The organism is Aurantiacibacter rhizosphaerae (genome assembly GCF_009807005.1).
GTDB classification, from domain to species: domain Bacteria; phylum Pseudomonadota; class Alphaproteobacteria; order Sphingomonadales; family Sphingomonadaceae; genus Alteraurantiacibacter; species Alteraurantiacibacter rhizosphaerae.
Map to the genome: position 1 here is coordinate 885,956 of NZ_WUBR01000001.1, position 16,731 is coordinate 902,686.

The window sequence follows — 16,731 nt, forward strand, 5'->3', positions numbered from 1 at the left end:
TGACCGAATCCCAAGGCAGCGCTAGTGGCGCGCTCCTTATTGCCCTGTCCTCTAATGGTAAGAGAGCGGACTCTGACTCCGTCAATCAAGGTTCGAGTCCTTGCGGGGCATCCATTTCCTTATAATTTGACAGCTAAGGTTTGCCCTTTGCGGCAATAGACGCGCCGCTCGGCGCATTCGCCACTGTCAGACTGAAACGCGGTCCTTCCGCCATTCGGAAACGGAAACACCCGTCCAACCCCGGAAAGAACGGCGGAAGCTGCTGTCGTGATCGAAACCCAGTTCAAAGGCGATGCTTTTGCTGCACCGCCCCTGTTGCAGCAGGACAAGCGCGCGCCGGTGACGATAATCGTCCAGAACTCCGGTGTACCCGCTGCCCTCCATCGACAAATTGCGCTGTAGGGATCGCTGGCTCATACCCATGTGCTTGCTCGCGTCCGCAAGGGTTACCACTCCCTTCAGCCCGAACAGCGCATACAAACGCTCCGTCACGCGACTATTTTCCTGGCTCCATTCTCGCTGGCACAGATCCTCGCAGGCTTGCAACAGATCGGCATCGGCCGTCGCGATGGGCCGGTCCAGGTCTTCGCGATCGCCTTCCACGAAGGGGGCGGGGCAACCGAACGTCACCTCGGCGGCAAGCGCGAGATAGCTGTCGCTATCTTCGGGCGCGGGATTGGAAAAGCCGATGCGCCGCATGGAGATCCGATGCCCGCTGAGGTTCAACACGGATTTCGCAAATCCCGCCAGCGTTGAAGTGACGCAAAATTCCTCGGCATGGGGCGACATCGGGAAACGCGGAACGAAGGTCATGCGCCAGCGGTCTCCGGCCACTTTCAGCGAACCGACAAGAGGGTATCCGATATTGCCGGAATAGCGCACCCAGTCGGCCAGCAGTTCACCCACCGTGGCGCAATTGCTGAGCCTGTAACCCAGAGAACCCATGTATTGGAGCCGGATGGACTGGCCGCAGGACAGCGCAAAATCTGCCGGCGCCTTTGCGATAACATGCGCGTAAACGTCCGACATCGCCTCGCAAGAGATCGGGCGCTTGGCCAGTATCTCCTCATAGCTTACGCCGGAATTGCCGATCAGACTGCGCGGATCCAGGCCGTGTTCGGCCATGGTCAGCAAATCCCCTCGCAACTTGATAGGCGCCACCAGCATCGGCTTTCTCCCCGCCTCGTCTTGTCGTTATATGCACGGTTTTTGGCGTATCGCGCGCCGATTGTAAAGTTGCTTACTATTTCCGGTCCGCGCATGATCCGGCCACGGTCGACAGCGGTCATACTCGCCGGATTAGAGCGGGCGCTGCATAGCCAAGACATAAGAATGGGGTGAGGGATGAGGTATATTTTGGGTGTCAGCCTGCTGGCTCTGGCTGCGACTCCTGCGATGGCGCAGCAAACACCGAGCGACACAGAGAGCGATGTCCCCGTTGGGGAAACGATCGTTGTTACGGCGACCAAGGCGGGCCAGCCGCTGGACCAGGCGCCGGTTGCCGCCATTTCCATCGATGCGGGCCAGTTGGAGAGCCTGAACGTGGGTAGCGTGCGTGAGGCGCAGGTCCTGCTTCCGTCCGTCGTTTACAACGATAGTGGTGGGTCGGCCCAGATCTACATCCGCGGCATTGGCACCAATTCCGCCTATGCGGGCCTTGAATCCAGCGTCGCCACATATGTCGACGGTGTCTACCTGCAGCGCCAGGTCGGCGCGTCGGTCGACATCGTCGATCTCAGGAGCATCGAGGTCCTGAACGGTCCGCAAGGTTCTCTTTACGGCCGCAACGCCACGGGCGGGGTGGTCCTCGTCAACACCAATGATCCTGTGCCGTTTCTTGAAGGGAAGGTTGGCGTAGAGATCGGCAATTACGGCCGCCTTGGCGGCGAGGCGATGCTCAACGTGCCGATGAGCGATGATCTCGCCTTTCGCATCGCGGGCAAGTTCACCCATCTATCCGGCTATACCCGCAACGAGGCCAATGGTGAGCGTTTGAGCGGCTTTGATTCAGGCACCGTACGCGCAAAGCTGGGGTGGACGCCGGGCAGCCGCTTCACTGCCTTCGCTTCCGTTGAATATCATGAAGAGCGCAACGACCCGCTGGCACGCCGCACGCTGGTGAACGCGCCGCTTTGCCTGTCATGCGCGATTTACGGCACGACCCCGCCCAGCGATTTTTACAAAACGGATCAGACAAAGACCCGCAAGACCAATATCAAATACCTCGCCGGAACGCTCAACCTCAGATACGAGGCAGACGATTTTGACATCATCAGCGTAACCGGCATCAGGGATTTCAATTACGCGATCTTCGTGGACCAGGATTTCGCGCGCGGCGATCTCTATAACAGCAGGGCCGAGGAATACGGCACGACGCTGACCCAGGACACCTACGTAAAGACGCGCTTTTCCGGCCGGTTCAACCTCATCGCGGGCCTGAGCGGAGAGCTGGACACCGACAGCCTGCTGATCCGTGTGTTCGGTGATGCCTTCGGCCCGTTCCAGGATGCTGGCGGCACGACCCGCGTGAAACTGGCCTCCATCTCGCCATATGCGGAGGGCAGCTACGAGCTGACCGATACGCTCAAGCTTACCGTGGGCGGGCGCTACAACATCGATACGAAGAAGCTGCGGGCGATTAACAATGCTGGCGCGGAGGCCGCATTCGGCGCGGTGCCATTCGTGGAGCAGCAGACGACCTTCCGCAATTTCACGCCGCGCGTGGTGCTGTCACGGGAAACCGGGACGAGCACGATATACGCCAGCTACAGCAAGGGCGTTAAGAGCGGCGGTTACAACACGCCGGCGTTCAATACGCTGAATGCACTGCGGCCCGAAGAGCTCGACAGCTACGAACTGGGGTTCAAGGCGAAGGCTTTCGATGGCCGCGTCGATGTGTCGGGCGCGGGTTTCTATTACGATTACAAGGATATCCAGGTCAGCTTCGTCGATTCCCAGTCGGGCGGCATCAGCGCCGAAAATGCTGCGCGGGCCCGCATCTACGGTTTGGAGCTGAACACCTCAGCGCGCCTCACCGATGCCCTTTCGGTCTATGCAGGCGGCCTCATCGAAAGCGCCAAGTTCCGCAATTACGCCAGTGCGGCGATCTATTGCCCGGCCTCTGCGCCTTCTCCGGACTATCCTGGGTGCCCCGTTCCCACGGGCGGCCCCGGACTTGTCGCGGGCAAGGCAGACCTGTCGGGAGCGCGCATCCCCCGCGCGCCGGAATTCTCCTTCACGGTGGGTGCGTCCTACAGCGTGCCCGTTACCGCGGATTGGGATGCCGAGCTGACGGTGAACGATCGCTACACCAGCGAATACGATCTCTTGCCCGGCGCGGGCGGGCCGCTTCGCCTGAGCCGGCAGAAAGCCTATCATTACGTCACCCTTGGGCTGGCGTTCAAGAACCCTCGCGCGGGGCTGGAAGCGCGGTTCTACGTCAACAACCTCACCAATTCGCGCTACTTTCTGGATGTGCCGACATCCGTCTTCGGCGTTGCCGGGACGGCAGCACCGCCGCGCACTGTCGGCGCCTCGCTTGCCTACAGTTTCTGAAGAGGAGCAAATCATGGAAATCGTAACCTACGCAGACGAGACGGACGTTCCTCCGGTGCAGCAGGTATCTTCGGAAGAGATTCCGTGGCTCCCCTACCAGCTCATCCCCAACACGTTTTTCCGGGTGTTGCAGGTGGACGAGGTGAACAATATCGTCATCCTCAATTTCAAGATGCCGCCGTGGACCGTAACCCCCGTGCATGGCCACCATTGCACGGCCACGGCCTACACGCTGGAGGGCGAATGGTTCTATGACGACCTGTGCTTCCGCCAGGGCGACATCGCGTATGAAACCACGGTGGAGGTGCACCAGCCGATAACCAAGGACAAGGGCGCCGTGCTGCTGACCACGCTGATGGGCGGCAAGGGCAATGATAAGCTGCTGGAGGATCACAATCCGGACGGCACCAAGACCCTGCTGCGCACGCGCCTGTTCAAGGCGTGCGAACGCATCACGCCCGAAGCCTATGCCGAACTGGACTTTAATTCGCTGACCAACTGATCAGCGGTGGAAGGCTGTAAAGGCTTGCGGCAGTGAAGAGGGTGGCATCGCGCCAGAGTAAGTCCACCTTGGATGGGCGAGCACTATCGTTTTGCCTTGGCGAATAGGTCCACCAGTTCGCCGAATTTGGCGCGCTGCTCTGCCTCATCGCCCGATGCGATAGCCTCCGCCACGCAATGCGACGCGTGGGTCTTGAGAATTTCGTCCTCCGCCTTTGCCAGCGCGGCTTTCACCGCCTGGATCTGGTGGAGGATATCAATGCAGTAGCGATCCTGCTCCACCATCGCGCGTACGCCGCGGACCTGTCCTTCGATACGACCGAGGCGGTTTATCAGGGATTTCGTTTGCTGGACCACGTTCTTACGCCCCTTGTAATACCCCCCTAGGGTATGTAGCTGGCGTGCATGAAACAACCCCTGATTTCCCGGCGCGGCTTGCTGGGCTCCGGTGCACTGGCGGCCGCGGGGCTCTCCATCCCGTCATGGGCGCGGGGACAATCGCTCAGCCACGCGCGGCAGGGATTTGGCGAGCTTTCGGGCGACACCATCGATCTTTCCATCGGTAACCACCATTTCAGGACAGGTGGGCGCAGTGGCCACGCGATCGCGGTGAACGGCACGGTGCCCGGCCCGCTGATCCGTCTGCGCCAAGGGCAGGATGTGACGCTGAACGTCACCAACAATTTGGAGGAGGACAGCTCAATCCACTGGCACGGGCTGCTGCTGCCTTTCCAGTTCGACGGCGTGCCCGGCGTCAGCTTTCCCGGCATTCGTCCGGGCGAGACGTTCGAGTACACGTTCCCCATTCGGCAAACCGGCACCTACTGGTGGCACAGTCACTCCGGCCTGCAGGAACAGGCGGGTCACTACGGCCCCATCGTGATCGAGGGTGAACACGCCCACCACATGCCGGATCCGCGCTATGACCGCGACTACGTCGTGCTGCTGAGCGAATTTACCCCGCGCCATCCGCATGACATCGCGCGGATGCTGATGGTGGGGGAGCATTACTTCAACCGCCAGATGATGACCGTGGGCAATGGCGAGATGTCGCTGGAAGATCGGCTGATGTGGGGCGCGATGCGAATGAACCCGCGCGATATCTCGGACGTGACGGGCGCGACTTACACCTATCTGATGAACGGACACGGCCCGGCGGATAATCTGGAATACCTCTTCCAGCCCGGCGAACGGGTGCGGCTACGGATCATCAACGGGTCCGCCATGACATTCTTCAACATCCGCATTCCCGGCGTGAAGATGCAGGTGATTGCCGCTGACGGGCAGGAGGTGGAGCCTGTCGAGGTGGACGAATTCCAGATCGGCACTGCCGAGACTTACGACGTTATCGTCACCCCTCCCGATGGCAGCCACGCGCTCGTCGCCGAAGCGATGGACCGTTCTGGCATGGGCATCGCCAGCCTTACCTCCCACGCAGGGCACCGCGCCGAAGCGCCCCCGCTGCGAGAGCCGGTGACGCTGACGATGGCCGATATGGGTATGGGCGGCATGGGCGATATGGATGGCATGGCGGGGATGCACCATGGTTCGGGTGGCATGGTGCATCCCCAAATGGATCATCCCATGCGCGATACCTCGCTGCTGCCCGATGATGTAAAGGTCGGACCCGGCATCGACATGGTTTCGCCCATGCCGATGGACCGGATGGATTTTCCCGGCCTCGGTCTCGACAATGTCGATCACCGCGTGCTGCGCTATACGGACCTGAAGGCCGCCAAGGCCAATCCGCACCGCATGCCCACGCGCAGCATGGAAATCCACCTCACCGGCAACATGGAACGCTACATGTGGTCGTTCGACGGCAAGCAATTCAGCGCTGTCACCGACGATCCGATCCGCTTTGGCTATGACGAGCGCGTGCGGGTGAAGCTGGTGAACGACACCATGATGGCGCATCCCATCCACCTGCACGGCCATTTCTTCGAACTGGTGAACGGTGCGGGCATGATGCACCAGCCGCTGAAGCACACCGTTATCGTGCAGCCGGGCGGCACGGCCACCTTTGACCTGACGGCAAACGAGCCGGGCGACTGGGCCTTCCACTGCCACCTGCTGTATCACATGCATGCAGGCATGATGCAGACCGTGACCGTGCGCCCCTTGCGGCAAGAGGGAGAGGCATGATGCGCGCTCTGCTTTATGCCACCACCGCCCTGATCGCCGCACCCGCCGCCGCGCAGGACCATTCCGCGCACGAAGGCCGCGACGCCCCGGCACAGGAAAACCATTCAGCGCATGACCAAATGGACCACTCGTCCATGAACCATGGCGAGATGGATCACGGTGACATTGCTATTCCCGAAGGCCCGCCTCCGCCGCGCGCTTTTGAGGGGCCTGATCACGCTGCCGAACTCTATTTCGACCCGGAAAGGCTTTCCGAAGCGCGCGAATACAGCCGCATCGCCCATGGCAGGATGACCACCGGCATGGTGCTGGCCGAACGGCTGGAAGCGCGCCTGTCGGATGGCGATGATGCCTATTTGTGGGATGTCAGCGGCTGGTATGGCACCGCGACGGACAAGATCGTGTTCAAGACAGAAGGCGAGGGCGAGCTGGTTAGCGGCGCGGTTGACGATGCCGAGATGCAGCTGTTGTGGGGGCACGCTATCGGTCCGTTCGTGGACCTTCAGGCCGGGATGCGCGTGGACGTGGAACCGGAAACCACTGCGCACCTTGCTGTCGGCGTGGCGGGCCTTGCGCCCTACATGATCCATTTCGATGCCGCAGGCTTCGTTTCGGACGAGGGCGATCTTACCGCCAGGATCGAGGCCGAGCATGATATGAAGTTCACGCAGCGCCTGATCCTGCAACCGCGCATCGAGGCGGAATTGTCCGCACAGGACATTCCCGAACGCGGGGTGGGCGCTGGTCTATCGAAGATAGAGGTAGGCGCGCGCCTGCGTTACGAGATCGTCCGCGAATTCGCGCCCTATATCGGCGTGGAATATGAGGCAGCCACCGGAAAAACGGCAGACTACATCCGCGCCGCAGGGGAAGATCCCGACGGCGTGTCTGTTCTGATCGGATTGCGCTTTTGGTTCTGAAGGTCCCAAGATCTGCGGGCGGGCTTTTATGGCCACTCACAGATCGGCTGGCGCTAGAGCAGTTTTCCCTGAGCGGGACCGGCGTAGGGCGTCTGGGTCGCGCCCTCCCGGCGCGCGATCTCCTGCTGCGCTGAAAAACGGACGTCCTCGTTTCGGTCAGAGGTGTAGCGCCGCAAAAGGTCATCTTCCAGCTCATGCCAGTAGCGGCCCCGATCGTTTCCGTAGGGCACACGGGGGAGTAATCCCGGCTGCGCGCTCCAGGTCAGCAATTGCTCCAGGCCCGCTTCGTTAAGCTGATCGCGCAGGTGATGCGCCGTTACATAGGCATCCGGAAATGCCCTGTGGATGGGAAGACCTCTCTGGTGTTCCAGGCCATCGGGCATTCGCCAGTAGCGCAGCACCTGGTTGGAAAAGCTGGGACTGTCTGGCCAAATTCTCAGCGCACACTTCCATGTGCAGATCCACTGCGCCCCGCCCGAAAGCTTTGGCGTGCAAAAGCGCTGCTCGAACGATGCACGATGCGCGGCCAGCGCCGCGGTCCCGCCTTCGGGACGCAGGATTGGCGGGGCAACCTCCTGCCAGAAGGGAGAGCTTTTTACATCCTCGTCCAGTATGTGATGAACGGCCATCGTTACCGGGGGTATCGGTCTGCCCGGATCGACGAAACTGGCACCGTGATCGGCGCCAAGAGCCCATCGCCCATCCTTCCCCAGCACGACATCCTGCCAACCAATCTCGCACACGCCGTGGGCAGGCGGACTGGACCCGGTCGTCTCCAGATCGATTACGCGTACTCGGTTCGTCGGCTGCATGGGCATGAAGTAGGAACGATCGAGGCGCTCCGCACGGGTTTTGTGCCGGCTGTGCGAATGCAGGCCAAGGTCCGGCGCTATGCCGCCAGCCGCGCAACCAACATTGGTTGGTTAAGGCCCCTGCGTCCCCAGCGCCGCGTTCAACAACTTGATTCACAAAGGGGACTGCTGTTGCACATCGTTTCGCTCGCGCTTGGCGGCTGCCTGAAGGCTGAACCGGTCCGATATGGCCTGACCGAGGATACAGGTGGGCATATCACCTATATTCTTGGCGAGATGGAGGCGTTGTCCCGGCGCGAAGATATCCGTTTTGCAGAGATCGTGACCCGGCAGTTTGACGAGCCGCGCCTTGGTGCCGTCCATACGCAGCCGCAGGAATGGATCAACTCCAAACTCGTGATCACGCGGGTGGAGAGCGGCAATTCGGCCTATCTCGCCAAGGATGCCCTGAGGGACGATCGCAAGGCTTTCACCGATGCGCTGATTGCCGAATTTCGCGGGCGAGACCGGCTTCCGGATTTGATCCACGCACATTTTGCGGACGCGGCAGACGTGGCGATGGCTGTCGAGAAGGAACTGGGGATCCCCTTCATTTACACCGCCCATTCGCTGGGGATCGACAAGCGTGCCGCACTGGCGGAACGTTCCGAAACCATAGAGGCGCGAATTGCCGAGGAGGATCGCGCTATCGCGAAGGCGCGTGCGGTTATCGGATCCTCACGCGATGAGTGCGAGCGACAGTTGGCGGCCTATCCCTCTGCGCGGATTGGCAGGATAAATCGGCTTGTCCCCGGTATTGACCGTGGCCGCTCTGCCGGGTGCATTTCCGCGGCGTCCGATCTTGTGGCGCCATTCCTGCGCGATCCGGCAAAACCAATGGTGCTTGCGATTGCGCGGCCTGTTCACAAGAAGAACCTCGCCGCGCTGGTCGATGCCTTCGCCGCGTCCAGTCTTCTTCGCGACCGGTGCAATCTCGTCATCCTCGCCGGTCTGCGCGACGATCTCGATACGGGAAATGTCGAACAACAGGAAATTCAGCGAGAACTGGTCGCACGCATCGATCGGTACGATCTTTATGGCAGCGTCGCCTATCCCAAGTCGCATTCGCGCGACGATGTGCAGGGGCTTTATGCGCTGGCCGCTTCAACGCGCGGCGTGTTCGTCAATCCGGCATTGATGGAGCCTTACGGGCTGACGATTGTCGAGGCTGCGGCGCATGGCCTGCCCGTGGTGGCAACGAAGATCGGCGGCCCGCAGGATATCATCGCGGAACTGGAGCACGGTTTGTTGGTGGACCCGTGCAACACCGCCGAAATAGGCCGGGCGATAGAGCGATTGGTGACGGAGCGACCTTTGTGGGACCGCTGCTCCAAAAATGCGCAAGTGAACAGCCTGGATATGAACTGGGACAAATACGCGGCCGGTTTCACGTTGCTCGCGGAAGAAATTCTGGCTGAGCCTGAGCGGAAGAAGCGGCCTACGTATCTTCTGGTCAGCGATCTCGACAACACGCTTACCGGATGTCCGAAAGGCATCATGCGGTTCGGGCGCTTCATGCAGCGGCAGGGCGAGTTCGGCTTCGTGGTGGCGACCGGGCGATCCATCGTGGAAGCGCGGCGGCTGGTGCGCGATTGGAAGCTGCCGCTCCCGCTCGCCTGGATCACCTCTGTGGGAACGGAGGTTTATTTGCAGCACAATGGAGAGTTGGTTCTGGATCAGGCCTTTGCCCGCATCGTAGAAAGAGGCTGGGACCCGCATGCCGTCGATAGCGTGGTCGCCGGTTTTCCGGAGCTGGTGCCGCAGCCCTCCTACGAACAGCGGCCGCACAAGCGCAGCTATTTCGTGGAAGATACAGGCTGCATCGCCAAGATCGAACGGGCGCTGCGGTTAGAAGGTATCGCTGCTCGCGTGGTGTTCAGTCACGGACGTTTGCTTGACATATTGCCGCCCGCGGCGGGCAAGGCAGCTGCGATGCGATATGTGGCCGGGCAATTCGGCATCGCTTCGGCCCGTGTCTTTGCAGCCGGCGACAGTGGCAATGATGTCGATATGCTCACCGCGTGCGAAAACGCCATACTGGTCGGCAATCATGCGGAGGAAGTCGCGTCTCTGGCGGCGCGTCCGAATGTGTATCGATCACGCCGACAGAACGCATCGGGCGCTCTTGAAGGGGTTCTTGCCCACCACCGCGCCCGGCAGTTGCGATTGCGCCAGAACGGAAGGATTCCGGCATGAGTATGGATGGACCCGTCGGCTATTTCGTCCACCACCAGGGGCGCGGCCACGCCGAAAGAGCCGCCTCGATCGCCAATGCGCTGATTGATCGGCGCGGCGTGACGCTGTTCTGCGCGAAGCCGGAGATCTTTCCTGATCTTGATGCCCGGATAGAGGTGGCCCAAATCCCATCCCTGTTCGAGCCTGAGGGACATGAGGCGCCCGCCATGGCGTCGCTCGGCATGCCCGAAACGGTCCATTGCGCCCCGCTGGGGTGGCCCACGATAACCACGGCATTCGCCGCAATTGCGCAGTGGTTCGCGAAAGCCGAGCCTGCTCTTTTTGTGACCGACGTATCGGCTGAACTGGGACAGTTGGCGCGCCTTTGTTCGGTGCCGCATGTCGCCGTGCTGCAGCATGGCGAAAGGTCCGATCCGGGGCATATGGCGGCCTATGATAGCGCCGTCGGCCTGCTCGCGCCGTTCGCGCAGGATCTGGAGCAGTCGGACCGCCCCGCAAAACTTCGCAACAAAACGCATTACGCATCGGGTGTTGGCATCGATTGCGCGCAGCCGATGGACAGGGAGGCAGCACGCGAGCGGCTTGGCCTTGATCCGCAGCAGGAGCTTGTCCTGGTGATTGCCGGCGGCGGCGGGGAGGGCAGCCCGTCTGCGCCGCTGACACTGGGCGCGCGTGCAGAGCCGGAGGTGAAATGGGTGACCATCGGCACGGTCAGGACCGAATGGCATGAAACGCCGCCCGGCAACCTTGAACACAAGGGCTGGGTCGATAATCCGCGCGATTGGATCGCCGCAGCCGATCGCGTGGTGTCGTCCTGCGGAAACACCACCGTTCACATGGTTCTGGCAGCGGGAAAGCCTTGGGTCGTGGTCCCAGAGTGGCGATATTTTGATGAGCAGTTCTGCAAGGCAGAGGTGCTCGACCGTGAAGGCCTGGCGGCGGTTTCGCGCCATTGGCCGTCCCATGCGCAGGCGTGGGACAAGTTATGGACGGCAGCGCGAATGATCGATGCCGGGCGGCAGCGCGCCCTGATCGATGCAGGCTCGGCACGCAATGCGGCAATCTGGCTGGACGATCTGTGCCAGCAACTGTGGGCCGGATCCGGCCAGAAACCCTCTCTGGAGATCGTGGCATGACCATTTCCGTTTGCACCCTGGCGCATGGCAGGCAGGCGCATCTTGCCAATCTGGTGAGGGGGCTGAACCATTCCACCCGGCCTCCCGGCGAACTGGTGATCGCCGTGATGCAGGAAAGCCGGTACCACTTGCCGGCAACCAGCTTCCCCGTTCGCCAGGTCGTTCTAGGCGACAGCGGCATATGCCTTGCCGAAGCGCGCAACGCGGCAGCGGCAAGGGCGCGCGGTGATTTGCTGGTGTTTCTCGATGTCGATTGCATCCCCGCGCCGCGACTGATCGATGATTACGCCGCAGCCTCGGCCTTCAACGACGGCGTCCTGATGGGCGAAGTCGGGTATCTGCCGATGGGCGCGACCGATGGCGGCATCGATTATCGCAGGTTCGAGGAAGTGGCGGTGAAGCATTCCGAGCGCGCCGGGCCGCCACCGGGAACGGTGGGGCGGTGCGGCGATTACCGCTGTTTCTGGTCGCTCAATTTCGCTCTTACCGCGAAAACCTTTGACGAGATCGGCGGGTTCGATCCGCGCTATGTCGGGTATGGCGGGGAGGACACCGATTTTGGCCGCACGCTGGTGACGAAGAACGTGCCGCTCTGGTGGGCGCGCGGTGCCAAGGCGTATCACCAATATCACAAGCACCATATGCCGCCCGTCCATCACCTCGACAGCGTGGTGCAGAACGCGAAAGTCTTTGCCGAAAAGTGGGGCGAGCCGACCATGCAGCATTGGCTGCGCGCGTTTCGGCTGATGGGCCTGATCGAGCCGGACGGTCAGGGCGGCTGGATCAAGCTGAAGGAACCCGAAGAGGCCGATCTTGCGCTTACCCGGCAACAGGAGGACCAGCCCTACGCAAGCAGCGCACTGGTGCTGGAGAAATTGGAAGAACAGGCCAGGCTTGGCACAGGGGCAAGCCGCGATGCGGAAATCACCTTTGCATAGCAGCCTTCATAACCCCTGATCATCGCCTCGATGGAAAGATGATCAATGGCGCGCTGTCGGCAAGCTGCGCGGCTGATCTGACCGGCATTGGCGATAGCCATGGCGAGCGCATCGACATCTGCGCCATCAACCAGACAGCCGCAATCTCCCACCACTTCGGCCAGCGCGCCGCGATTGAAGCCTATTACCGGTGTGCCGCAAGAAAGCGCCTCTGCAGCGACGAGGCCGAATGGCTCATCCCAAAGGGGTGTCACCAGCGCGCCGCGTGCGCTGGCAACCGCCTTGCGCAATATATCGGCTGAGCGATGTCCGTGATATTCAATGCCATTGGTAAGGAATGGCTCGACTTCCTCTGCGAAATAGGCGGCGTCTTCAACCGGGCCGAAGATCTTCAGGCGGGTGCCCGCCTTGCCGGCCGCACGAACGGCATGGCCAAGACCCTTGTTGGGGGTGATGCGGCCCACCCAGGTAAAATAGTCGCCGGTTACCTCGACTGGCGTCCATGATGCTGTGTCCACGCCGTTGTGAACAACCTCCAGCGCATCGCACCCCTTGCGGGTCCACAGCGACAGCTGATCTCGCGATGTCACGGTCGCGCCGATATGGGGATACTCGCACCCGGCCAACACCGCATCGAACATCGTGCCGAACGGGGGAACATGCTGCGACGTCACGCAGGCTATGCCCGCATTGGCGCACCATTCGATAATGTCCGGGAACAGCGAATTGTTGTGCACCACGTCGTACCCGCCCCCTTCGACGCGCGACAGGGCAAGTGCGAAGGCATCGCGCTGATAGGCGGCGAGTTCGCGCGTGCCGCGATAGACATGCCAGGGCAGAACATGATCATAGGGTGCATCGCAGATCGGAATCAGGCCGGGATCGTTTGAACCACTGGCGGCAAACAGATCAACATCATGGCCGGCGGCGCGCAACCCGCGGCACAGCATGTCGCAATGCGCTTCCATGCCGCCGCTGAAAGGCTCTGCGATGGCGTGGCGGATATGGGCGAGAACGGCGATCTTCATCGCTTACTTTCAGGGCAGATGGTCATAACCGTTCAAACGATTGAAATTGCAGTGCTAGGACAAAGCTAACATTCATTCCGCGGGTTGACCGGAGCCGGGGTTACTGCATTTGATGATTGCGCAAGGAGAAGCGATGAACGCCCGAAGCGAACTCGAAAGATATCCAAAGACCGGGCTCTTCCTGACCGGACGTCTCAGGCATGACATGAGCGAGGCGGAAAAGGACGAGCTTGAGGCTCTGGCCGGCGATGTACAGTCATTCAAAGACGGGCATCGCCTGATTTCGCGAGGCGACATGTGCGATTCATCCACCATGCTTGTGGATGGGTTCATGCTGCGAACTCTGGAAAGCGGTGGCCGCCGCTATGGCGTGAGTTTTCACGTGCCGGGGGACTTTGTGGACCTGCACTGTTTCGCGCTGAAGCGCCTAGATCACAACATCGATTGTGTCGGACCCGCAAAGATTGCCCAGGTCCCCCACACCGCGATCAACACTGTCATGCATGAAAAACCGCATCTTGCGCGGCTGTTCTGGTTTTCCACCCTGCTGGATGCAGCGATGCACCGCGAATGGATCATGAAGCTGGAACAGCTGACCGCGCCCAAGAGGATCGGCCATATCTTTGCAGAAATTTGGGCACGGCTTGAAATGGTTGGCCTTGCCTTTCCCGACGGGTTCGAAACCCCGCTGACACAGGCCGATATCGCGGACATGTGCGGGGCCACCCCCATCCATGCCAATCGCGCTCTTGCCGATCTGCGCAAGCAAGGCCTGGCCGATTTCCAGCGTGGGGAGGTGCGAATACCCGATCGCCAGAAGCTCGAAGCTTACGCCAACTTTACACCGGATTACCTGTACGGCGAAGGCAAGCTTTCCTTGCGAAACCTTTGATGAACCCTCGATCAAACAGGTTCGTGTTCATTGCCGGTCTGCATCGCACCGGAACCAGCCTGCTTTCACGAATACTGGCGGCGCACCCGCATGTTTCGGCGATAGAGGGTTCACCCGTACCGGAAAACGAGGGATGCTATTTGCAAGGCGCGATCGCGCATACCGCGCTCCACGGCCAGCCGGGCCAGTTCGCGACCGATCCCGATCAGCATCATACCGAGTTGTCTGCGTACAACACCCTGGAAACAAGGATGCGCCTTCTCGCTGATTGGGAGCCTTGGTTCGCGCAGGACAAACCATGGTGGATCGAGAAATCGCCCGTCAATCTCACCAGGATGCGGCTGTATCAGCAGCTATTCCCCACATCGCAGTTCATCGTGATCCTGCGCCATCCGCAGATCATGGCCGCTGCGCTTGCCAAGTGGGTTGATACAGATCCGCAGGACCTCGTCCGTTATGCGCTTGATGCCTATGACATCATGGCCGCTGACCTGCCCTATCTGCATTCGGCCCTTGTGCTGAGATACGAGGATCTGGTCGCGAACGCCGATGCGGTGCGACGCGGGGTGTTCGGCTTTCTATCGCTGCCCGATCAGGCGGCGGATATTGAGATCATCGATGGAAATGGGCGCTACAGCGTCCCCACAGGGATCGACGCGCATTTAAGCAGGCGCATGACGCGGTGGGGTTACATGCCGGGCGGGACTTGTAATGCCTTCCAGCCTGTCTGCCAGCACCCGTTGCGGAGCGTGCGCGACACGGTCAAAAATGCCCTGCCAGCCATAGATTCCAGAAATATCGATCCGGGGCCCCAAAAAGAACAGAAAGCTAACATCCGTCAATAGACGCGGCTTGATGGCTTTGCTTAATCGCCTGTCATGGACGCAAAGACAGGAGACGTCAGGCTCGGTCGCTTCCCTCTTACCGGCGATTTTCTGGCCGGAAGACTGCGACGCAATCTCAGCCTTGATGACCTTACTTACATAGAAGAACTCGTCGAAAACGTGGAAACGCACGAGGATGGCGCGCGTCTTCTTGCCCGCGGCACGAAAACGGATCGCAGCACGATCCTGATCGAAGGTTATATTTTTCGCACCATTGAGATCAGGAACAAGCGCTTCATCACCGGCGTGCACGTGCCGGGAGATTTCGTCGATCTGCACGGGTTTGCCCTGAAACGCCTGGACCACAATATCGATGCCGCAGGCCAGGTGAAGGTTGGCTGCGTGAGCCATGAAACCTTGCGCACGGTGATGCGGGATCGGCCCGGCGTGGCGCGGGCGATGTGGTTTGCCACGTTGCTGGACGCTGCGATCCATCGCAAGTGGATCCAGACGCTGGAACAGCTCGACGCGCCGCGCCGGATCGCGCATCTCTATTCGGAATTATACACGCGTCTGAACCTTGTCGGCCGGGAAGTTACTCGCGCGCTGCGCACACCCTTCACGCAGTTCGACATGGCCGATATGTGCGGGGTAAGCGCGATCCATGCCAACCGCGCCGTGGGGAAGCTGCGCGATCTCGGCATTGCGGAAATTCGCCGGGGCGACCTTTATACGAACGATTGGGACGCATTGAAGGAATACGCCCAATTCGATCCGGATTACCTCTACGGTGACGGCCCGCTAAAGGTGAAAGAGGACTGGGACTAGGCTTTCCAGGCAGAAGGCCCCTGTGCGATCACTCCGCGACGAGGGCGAGAACGCGCAAGGGACTGCCCGATCCATCACGAATCTTCAGCGGCGCGGCAAAGATCACGGCGCCGGTTGGCGGCAATTTGTCGAGGTTTTCCATGCACTGCAGGCCATAGCGGCCCTCCTGATGCAACAGGGTGTGCGCGGGATAGGCGGGTTCCAGCAAATGCGCCTGGCCTGCATCGGTGCCGATCGTCTCCACCCCGAAGCCCAGCACATCGCGCGCGTTCATCAGTTCTACCGCATCGGTAGCCGGGCCGGGTGTGTGGGCGCCATCCTCGTCACGATTACAATAGGCCTGCGTGTCGCGCTTGGACCAGTCGCTGCGCAGGAACACCCAGCATCCGGCCGGGATCGTCCCATGCTCAGTTTCCCAGTCGCGAATATGCTGCGCGGTCAGCAGGAAATCGGGATTTTCGGCGCATTCGCGGCTGAAATCCAGAACGACGGCAGGTGCGATGAAATGCTTTGCCGGCAGAACATCAACGGTGTTGTCGTCCAGATCCTTACCGGTGACCCAATGGACGGGGGCATCGAAATGCGTGCCCGTGTGTTCGCACACGCTGAAGTTGTTCCAATACCAGGCAACGCCGCGCTCGTCATAGCGAGAGATTTCTTCGCGGGTGAACCCGGCGGCCTGCCCGAATTCCGGCGGAAGCTGCAGGGTTGGCGTGTCTTCACACAACACCTGCGTCAGGTCGATCACCTGCACCTGGCCGCCCTGAATGGTGCGGGCGAGTTCTGAAAGGATGGTGGTTTCGGGCATTTCCGGTCTCCTTCAAACAGGTGCATTGCGGAAGTTTCACTTACTTGCGTGTGCAAGTTATAACGCTTGCATATGCAAGTTGTTTTGGTTACGCAAGCGGCAATTCTGG

General features: G+C 60.8%; 15 protein-coding genes and 1 tRNA gene. 11 read left to right on the forward strand and 5 right to left on the reverse strand.

Annotation, left to right across the window (positions count from 1 at the left end):
* Nucleotides 1-40: 40 nt before the first annotated feature.
* Nucleotides 41-114: transfer RNA gene (locus GRF63_RS04185), tRNA-Gln, on the forward strand.
* 72 nt (nucleotides 115-186) lie between these two features.
* On the opposite strand, the gene GRF63_RS04190 is transcribed toward GRF63_RS04185, so the two are convergent.
* Nucleotides 187-1,125 (reverse strand): AraC family transcriptional regulator, encoded by a 939-nt coding sequence (locus tag GRF63_RS04190; RefSeq protein WP_160484706.1) that lies wholly within the window; start codon nucleotides 1,123-1,125, stop codon nucleotides 187-189.
* A 219-nt stretch (nucleotides 1,126-1,344) separates the two neighbouring features.
* Here GRF63_RS04190 and GRF63_RS04195 point away from each other — a divergent pair, with 219 nt between their 5' ends.
* Nucleotides 1,345-3,555, forward strand: coding sequence for a TonB-dependent receptor (locus tag GRF63_RS04195; RefSeq protein ID WP_160484707.1), 2,211 nt, complete (start codon nucleotides 1,345-1,347; stop codon nucleotides 3,553-3,555).
* A gap of 13 nt (nucleotides 3,556-3,568) precedes the next feature.
* A complete protein-coding gene (locus GRF63_RS04200; protein WP_160484708.1) occupies nucleotides 3,569-4,057 on the forward strand; it encodes a cupin domain-containing protein in 489 nt (162 codons plus the stop codon).
* Nucleotides 4,058-4,140: 83 nt separating this feature from the next.
* On the opposite strand, the gene GRF63_RS04205 is transcribed toward GRF63_RS04200, so the two are convergent.
* Complete coding sequence (locus tag GRF63_RS04205) at nucleotides 4,141-4,413, reverse strand: metal-sensing transcriptional repressor (RefSeq protein ID WP_160484709.1); 273 nt, start codon at nucleotides 4,411-4,413, stop codon at nucleotides 4,141-4,143.
* A gap of 48 nt (nucleotides 4,414-4,461) precedes the next feature.
* Here GRF63_RS04205 and GRF63_RS04210 point away from each other — a divergent pair, with 48 nt between their 5' ends.
* Together GRF63_RS04210 and GRF63_RS04215 are read left to right on the forward strand one after the other, a co-directional pair.
* Nucleotides 4,462-6,201, forward strand: coding sequence for a copper resistance system multicopper oxidase (locus GRF63_RS04210; RefSeq protein WP_160484710.1), 1,740 nt, complete (start codon nucleotides 4,462-4,464; stop codon nucleotides 6,199-6,201).
* Nucleotides 6,198-7,121: a copper resistance protein B gene (locus tag GRF63_RS04215; RefSeq protein ID WP_160484711.1), complete on the forward strand. Its 924-nt coding sequence runs from the start codon at nucleotides 6,198-6,200 to the stop codon at nucleotides 7,119-7,121. Before GRF63_RS04210 ends, GRF63_RS04215 begins: the two co-directional genes overlap by 4 nt.
* Before the next feature lie 53 nt (nucleotides 7,122-7,174).
* On the opposite strand, the gene GRF63_RS04220 is transcribed toward GRF63_RS04215, so the two are convergent.
* Nucleotides 7,175-7,939, reverse strand: coding sequence for an exonuclease domain-containing protein (locus GRF63_RS04220; RefSeq protein ID WP_160484712.1), 765 nt, complete (start codon nucleotides 7,937-7,939; stop codon nucleotides 7,175-7,177).
* 165 nt (nucleotides 7,940-8,104) lie between these two features.
* Here GRF63_RS04220 and GRF63_RS04225 point away from each other — a divergent pair, with 165 nt between their 5' ends.
* Genes GRF63_RS04225 through GRF63_RS04235 form a run of 3 tightly spaced genes read left to right on the forward strand, consistent with a single transcriptional unit; the run spans nucleotide 8,105 to nucleotide 12,242 of the window.
* The gene (locus tag GRF63_RS04225) at nucleotides 8,105-10,168 is read left to right on the forward strand and encodes an HAD-IIB family hydrolase (RefSeq protein ID WP_160484713.1); all 2,064 of its coding nucleotides are present in this window, start codon (nucleotides 8,105-8,107) and stop codon (nucleotides 10,166-10,168) included.
* Nucleotides 10,165-11,304 (forward strand): glycosyltransferase family protein, encoded by a 1,140-nt coding sequence (locus GRF63_RS04230; protein WP_160484714.1) that lies wholly within the window; start codon nucleotides 10,165-10,167, stop codon nucleotides 11,302-11,304. The genes GRF63_RS04225 and GRF63_RS04230 overlap by 4 nt, the downstream gene beginning before the upstream one ends.
* Nucleotides 11,301-12,242, forward strand: a complete 942-nt coding sequence (locus GRF63_RS04235; RefSeq protein ID WP_160484715.1) for a glycosyltransferase family 2 protein — start codon at nucleotides 11,301-11,303, stop codon at nucleotides 12,240-12,242. Before GRF63_RS04230 ends, GRF63_RS04235 begins: the two co-directional genes overlap by 4 nt.
* Here GRF63_RS04235 and GRF63_RS04240 read toward each other — a convergent pair.
* The gene (locus tag GRF63_RS04240) at nucleotides 12,149-13,270 is read right to left on the reverse strand and encodes a glycosyltransferase (protein WP_160484716.1); all 1,122 of its coding nucleotides are present in this window, start codon (nucleotides 13,268-13,270) and stop codon (nucleotides 12,149-12,151) included. The two genes, GRF63_RS04235 and GRF63_RS04240, sit on opposite strands and share 94 nt — an antisense overlap.
* Before the next feature lie 133 nt (nucleotides 13,271-13,403).
* Between GRF63_RS04240 and GRF63_RS04245 the strand changes: the two genes are divergently transcribed.
* From GRF63_RS04245 to GRF63_RS04255, 3 genes are read left to right on the forward strand one after another with little or no spacing between them, the layout of a single operon-like run.
* Nucleotides 13,404-14,162 (forward strand): Crp/Fnr family transcriptional regulator, encoded by a 759-nt coding sequence (locus GRF63_RS04245; protein ID WP_160484717.1) that lies wholly within the window; start codon nucleotides 13,404-13,406, stop codon nucleotides 14,160-14,162.
* Complete coding sequence (locus GRF63_RS04250; RefSeq protein ID WP_160485377.1) at nucleotides 14,162-15,007, forward strand: sulfotransferase family protein; 846 nt, start codon at nucleotides 14,162-14,164, stop codon at nucleotides 15,005-15,007. The genes GRF63_RS04245 and GRF63_RS04250 overlap by 1 nt, the downstream gene beginning before the upstream one ends.
* A 33-nt stretch (nucleotides 15,008-15,040) precedes the next feature.
* A complete protein-coding gene (locus tag GRF63_RS04255; RefSeq protein ID WP_160484718.1) occupies nucleotides 15,041-15,814 on the forward strand; it encodes a Crp/Fnr family transcriptional regulator in 774 nt (257 codons plus the stop codon).
* A 28-nt stretch (nucleotides 15,815-15,842) separates the two neighbouring features.
* Here the strand turns inward: GRF63_RS04255 and GRF63_RS04260 are convergent, their stop codons facing one another.
* A complete protein-coding gene (locus GRF63_RS04260; protein ID WP_160484719.1) occupies nucleotides 15,843-16,622 on the reverse strand; it encodes a cyclase family protein in 780 nt (259 codons plus the stop codon).
* Between the last annotated feature and the right edge of the window lie 109 nt (nucleotides 16,623-16,731).

What these genes read in the sequence shown, in the direction of transcription:
- GRF63_RS04255 (WP_160484718.1), top strand. Translation starts at nt 15,041, where the DNA reads ATGGACGCAAAGACAGGAGACGTCAGGCTCGGTCGCTTCCCTCTTACC.
- GRF63_RS04235 (WP_160484715.1), top strand. Translation starts at nt 11,301, where the DNA reads ATGACCATTTCCGTTTGCACCCTGGCGCATGGCAGGCAGGCGCATCTT.
- GRF63_RS04230 (WP_160484714.1), top strand. Translation starts at nt 10,165, where the DNA reads ATGAGTATGGATGGACCCGTCGGCTATTTCGTCCACCACCAGGGGCGC.
- GRF63_RS04220 (WP_160484712.1), bottom strand. Translation starts at nt 7,939, where the DNA reads ATGCCCATGCAGCCGACGAACCGAGTACGCGTAATCGATCTGGAGACG.
- GRF63_RS04215 (WP_160484711.1), top strand. Translation starts at nt 6,198, where the DNA reads ATGATGCGCGCTCTGCTTTATGCCACCACCGCCCTGATCGCCGCACCC.
- GRF63_RS04240 (WP_160484716.1), bottom strand. Translation starts at nt 13,270, where the DNA reads ATGAAGATCGCCGTTCTCGCCCATATCCGCCACGCCATCGCAGAGCCT.
- GRF63_RS04190 (WP_160484706.1), bottom strand. Translation starts at nt 1,125, where the DNA reads ATGGCCGAACACGGCCTGGATCCGCGCAGTCTGATCGGCAATTCCGGC.
- GRF63_RS04260 (WP_160484719.1), bottom strand. Translation starts at nt 16,622, where the DNA reads ATGCCCGAAACCACCATCCTTTCAGAACTCGCCCGCACCATTCAGGGC.
- GRF63_RS04210 (WP_160484710.1), top strand. Translation starts at nt 4,462, where the DNA reads ATGAAACAACCCCTGATTTCCCGGCGCGGCTTGCTGGGCTCCGGTGCA.
- GRF63_RS04245 (WP_160484717.1), top strand. Translation starts at nt 13,404, where the DNA reads ATGAACGCCCGAAGCGAACTCGAAAGATATCCAAAGACCGGGCTCTTC.
- GRF63_RS04250 (WP_160485377.1), top strand. Translation starts at nt 14,162, where the DNA reads ATGAACCCTCGATCAAACAGGTTCGTGTTCATTGCCGGTCTGCATCGC.
- GRF63_RS04200 (WP_160484708.1), top strand. Translation starts at nt 3,569, where the DNA reads ATGGAAATCGTAACCTACGCAGACGAGACGGACGTTCCTCCGGTGCAG.
- GRF63_RS04195 (WP_160484707.1), top strand. Translation starts at nt 1,345, where the DNA reads ATGAGGTATATTTTGGGTGTCAGCCTGCTGGCTCTGGCTGCGACTCCT.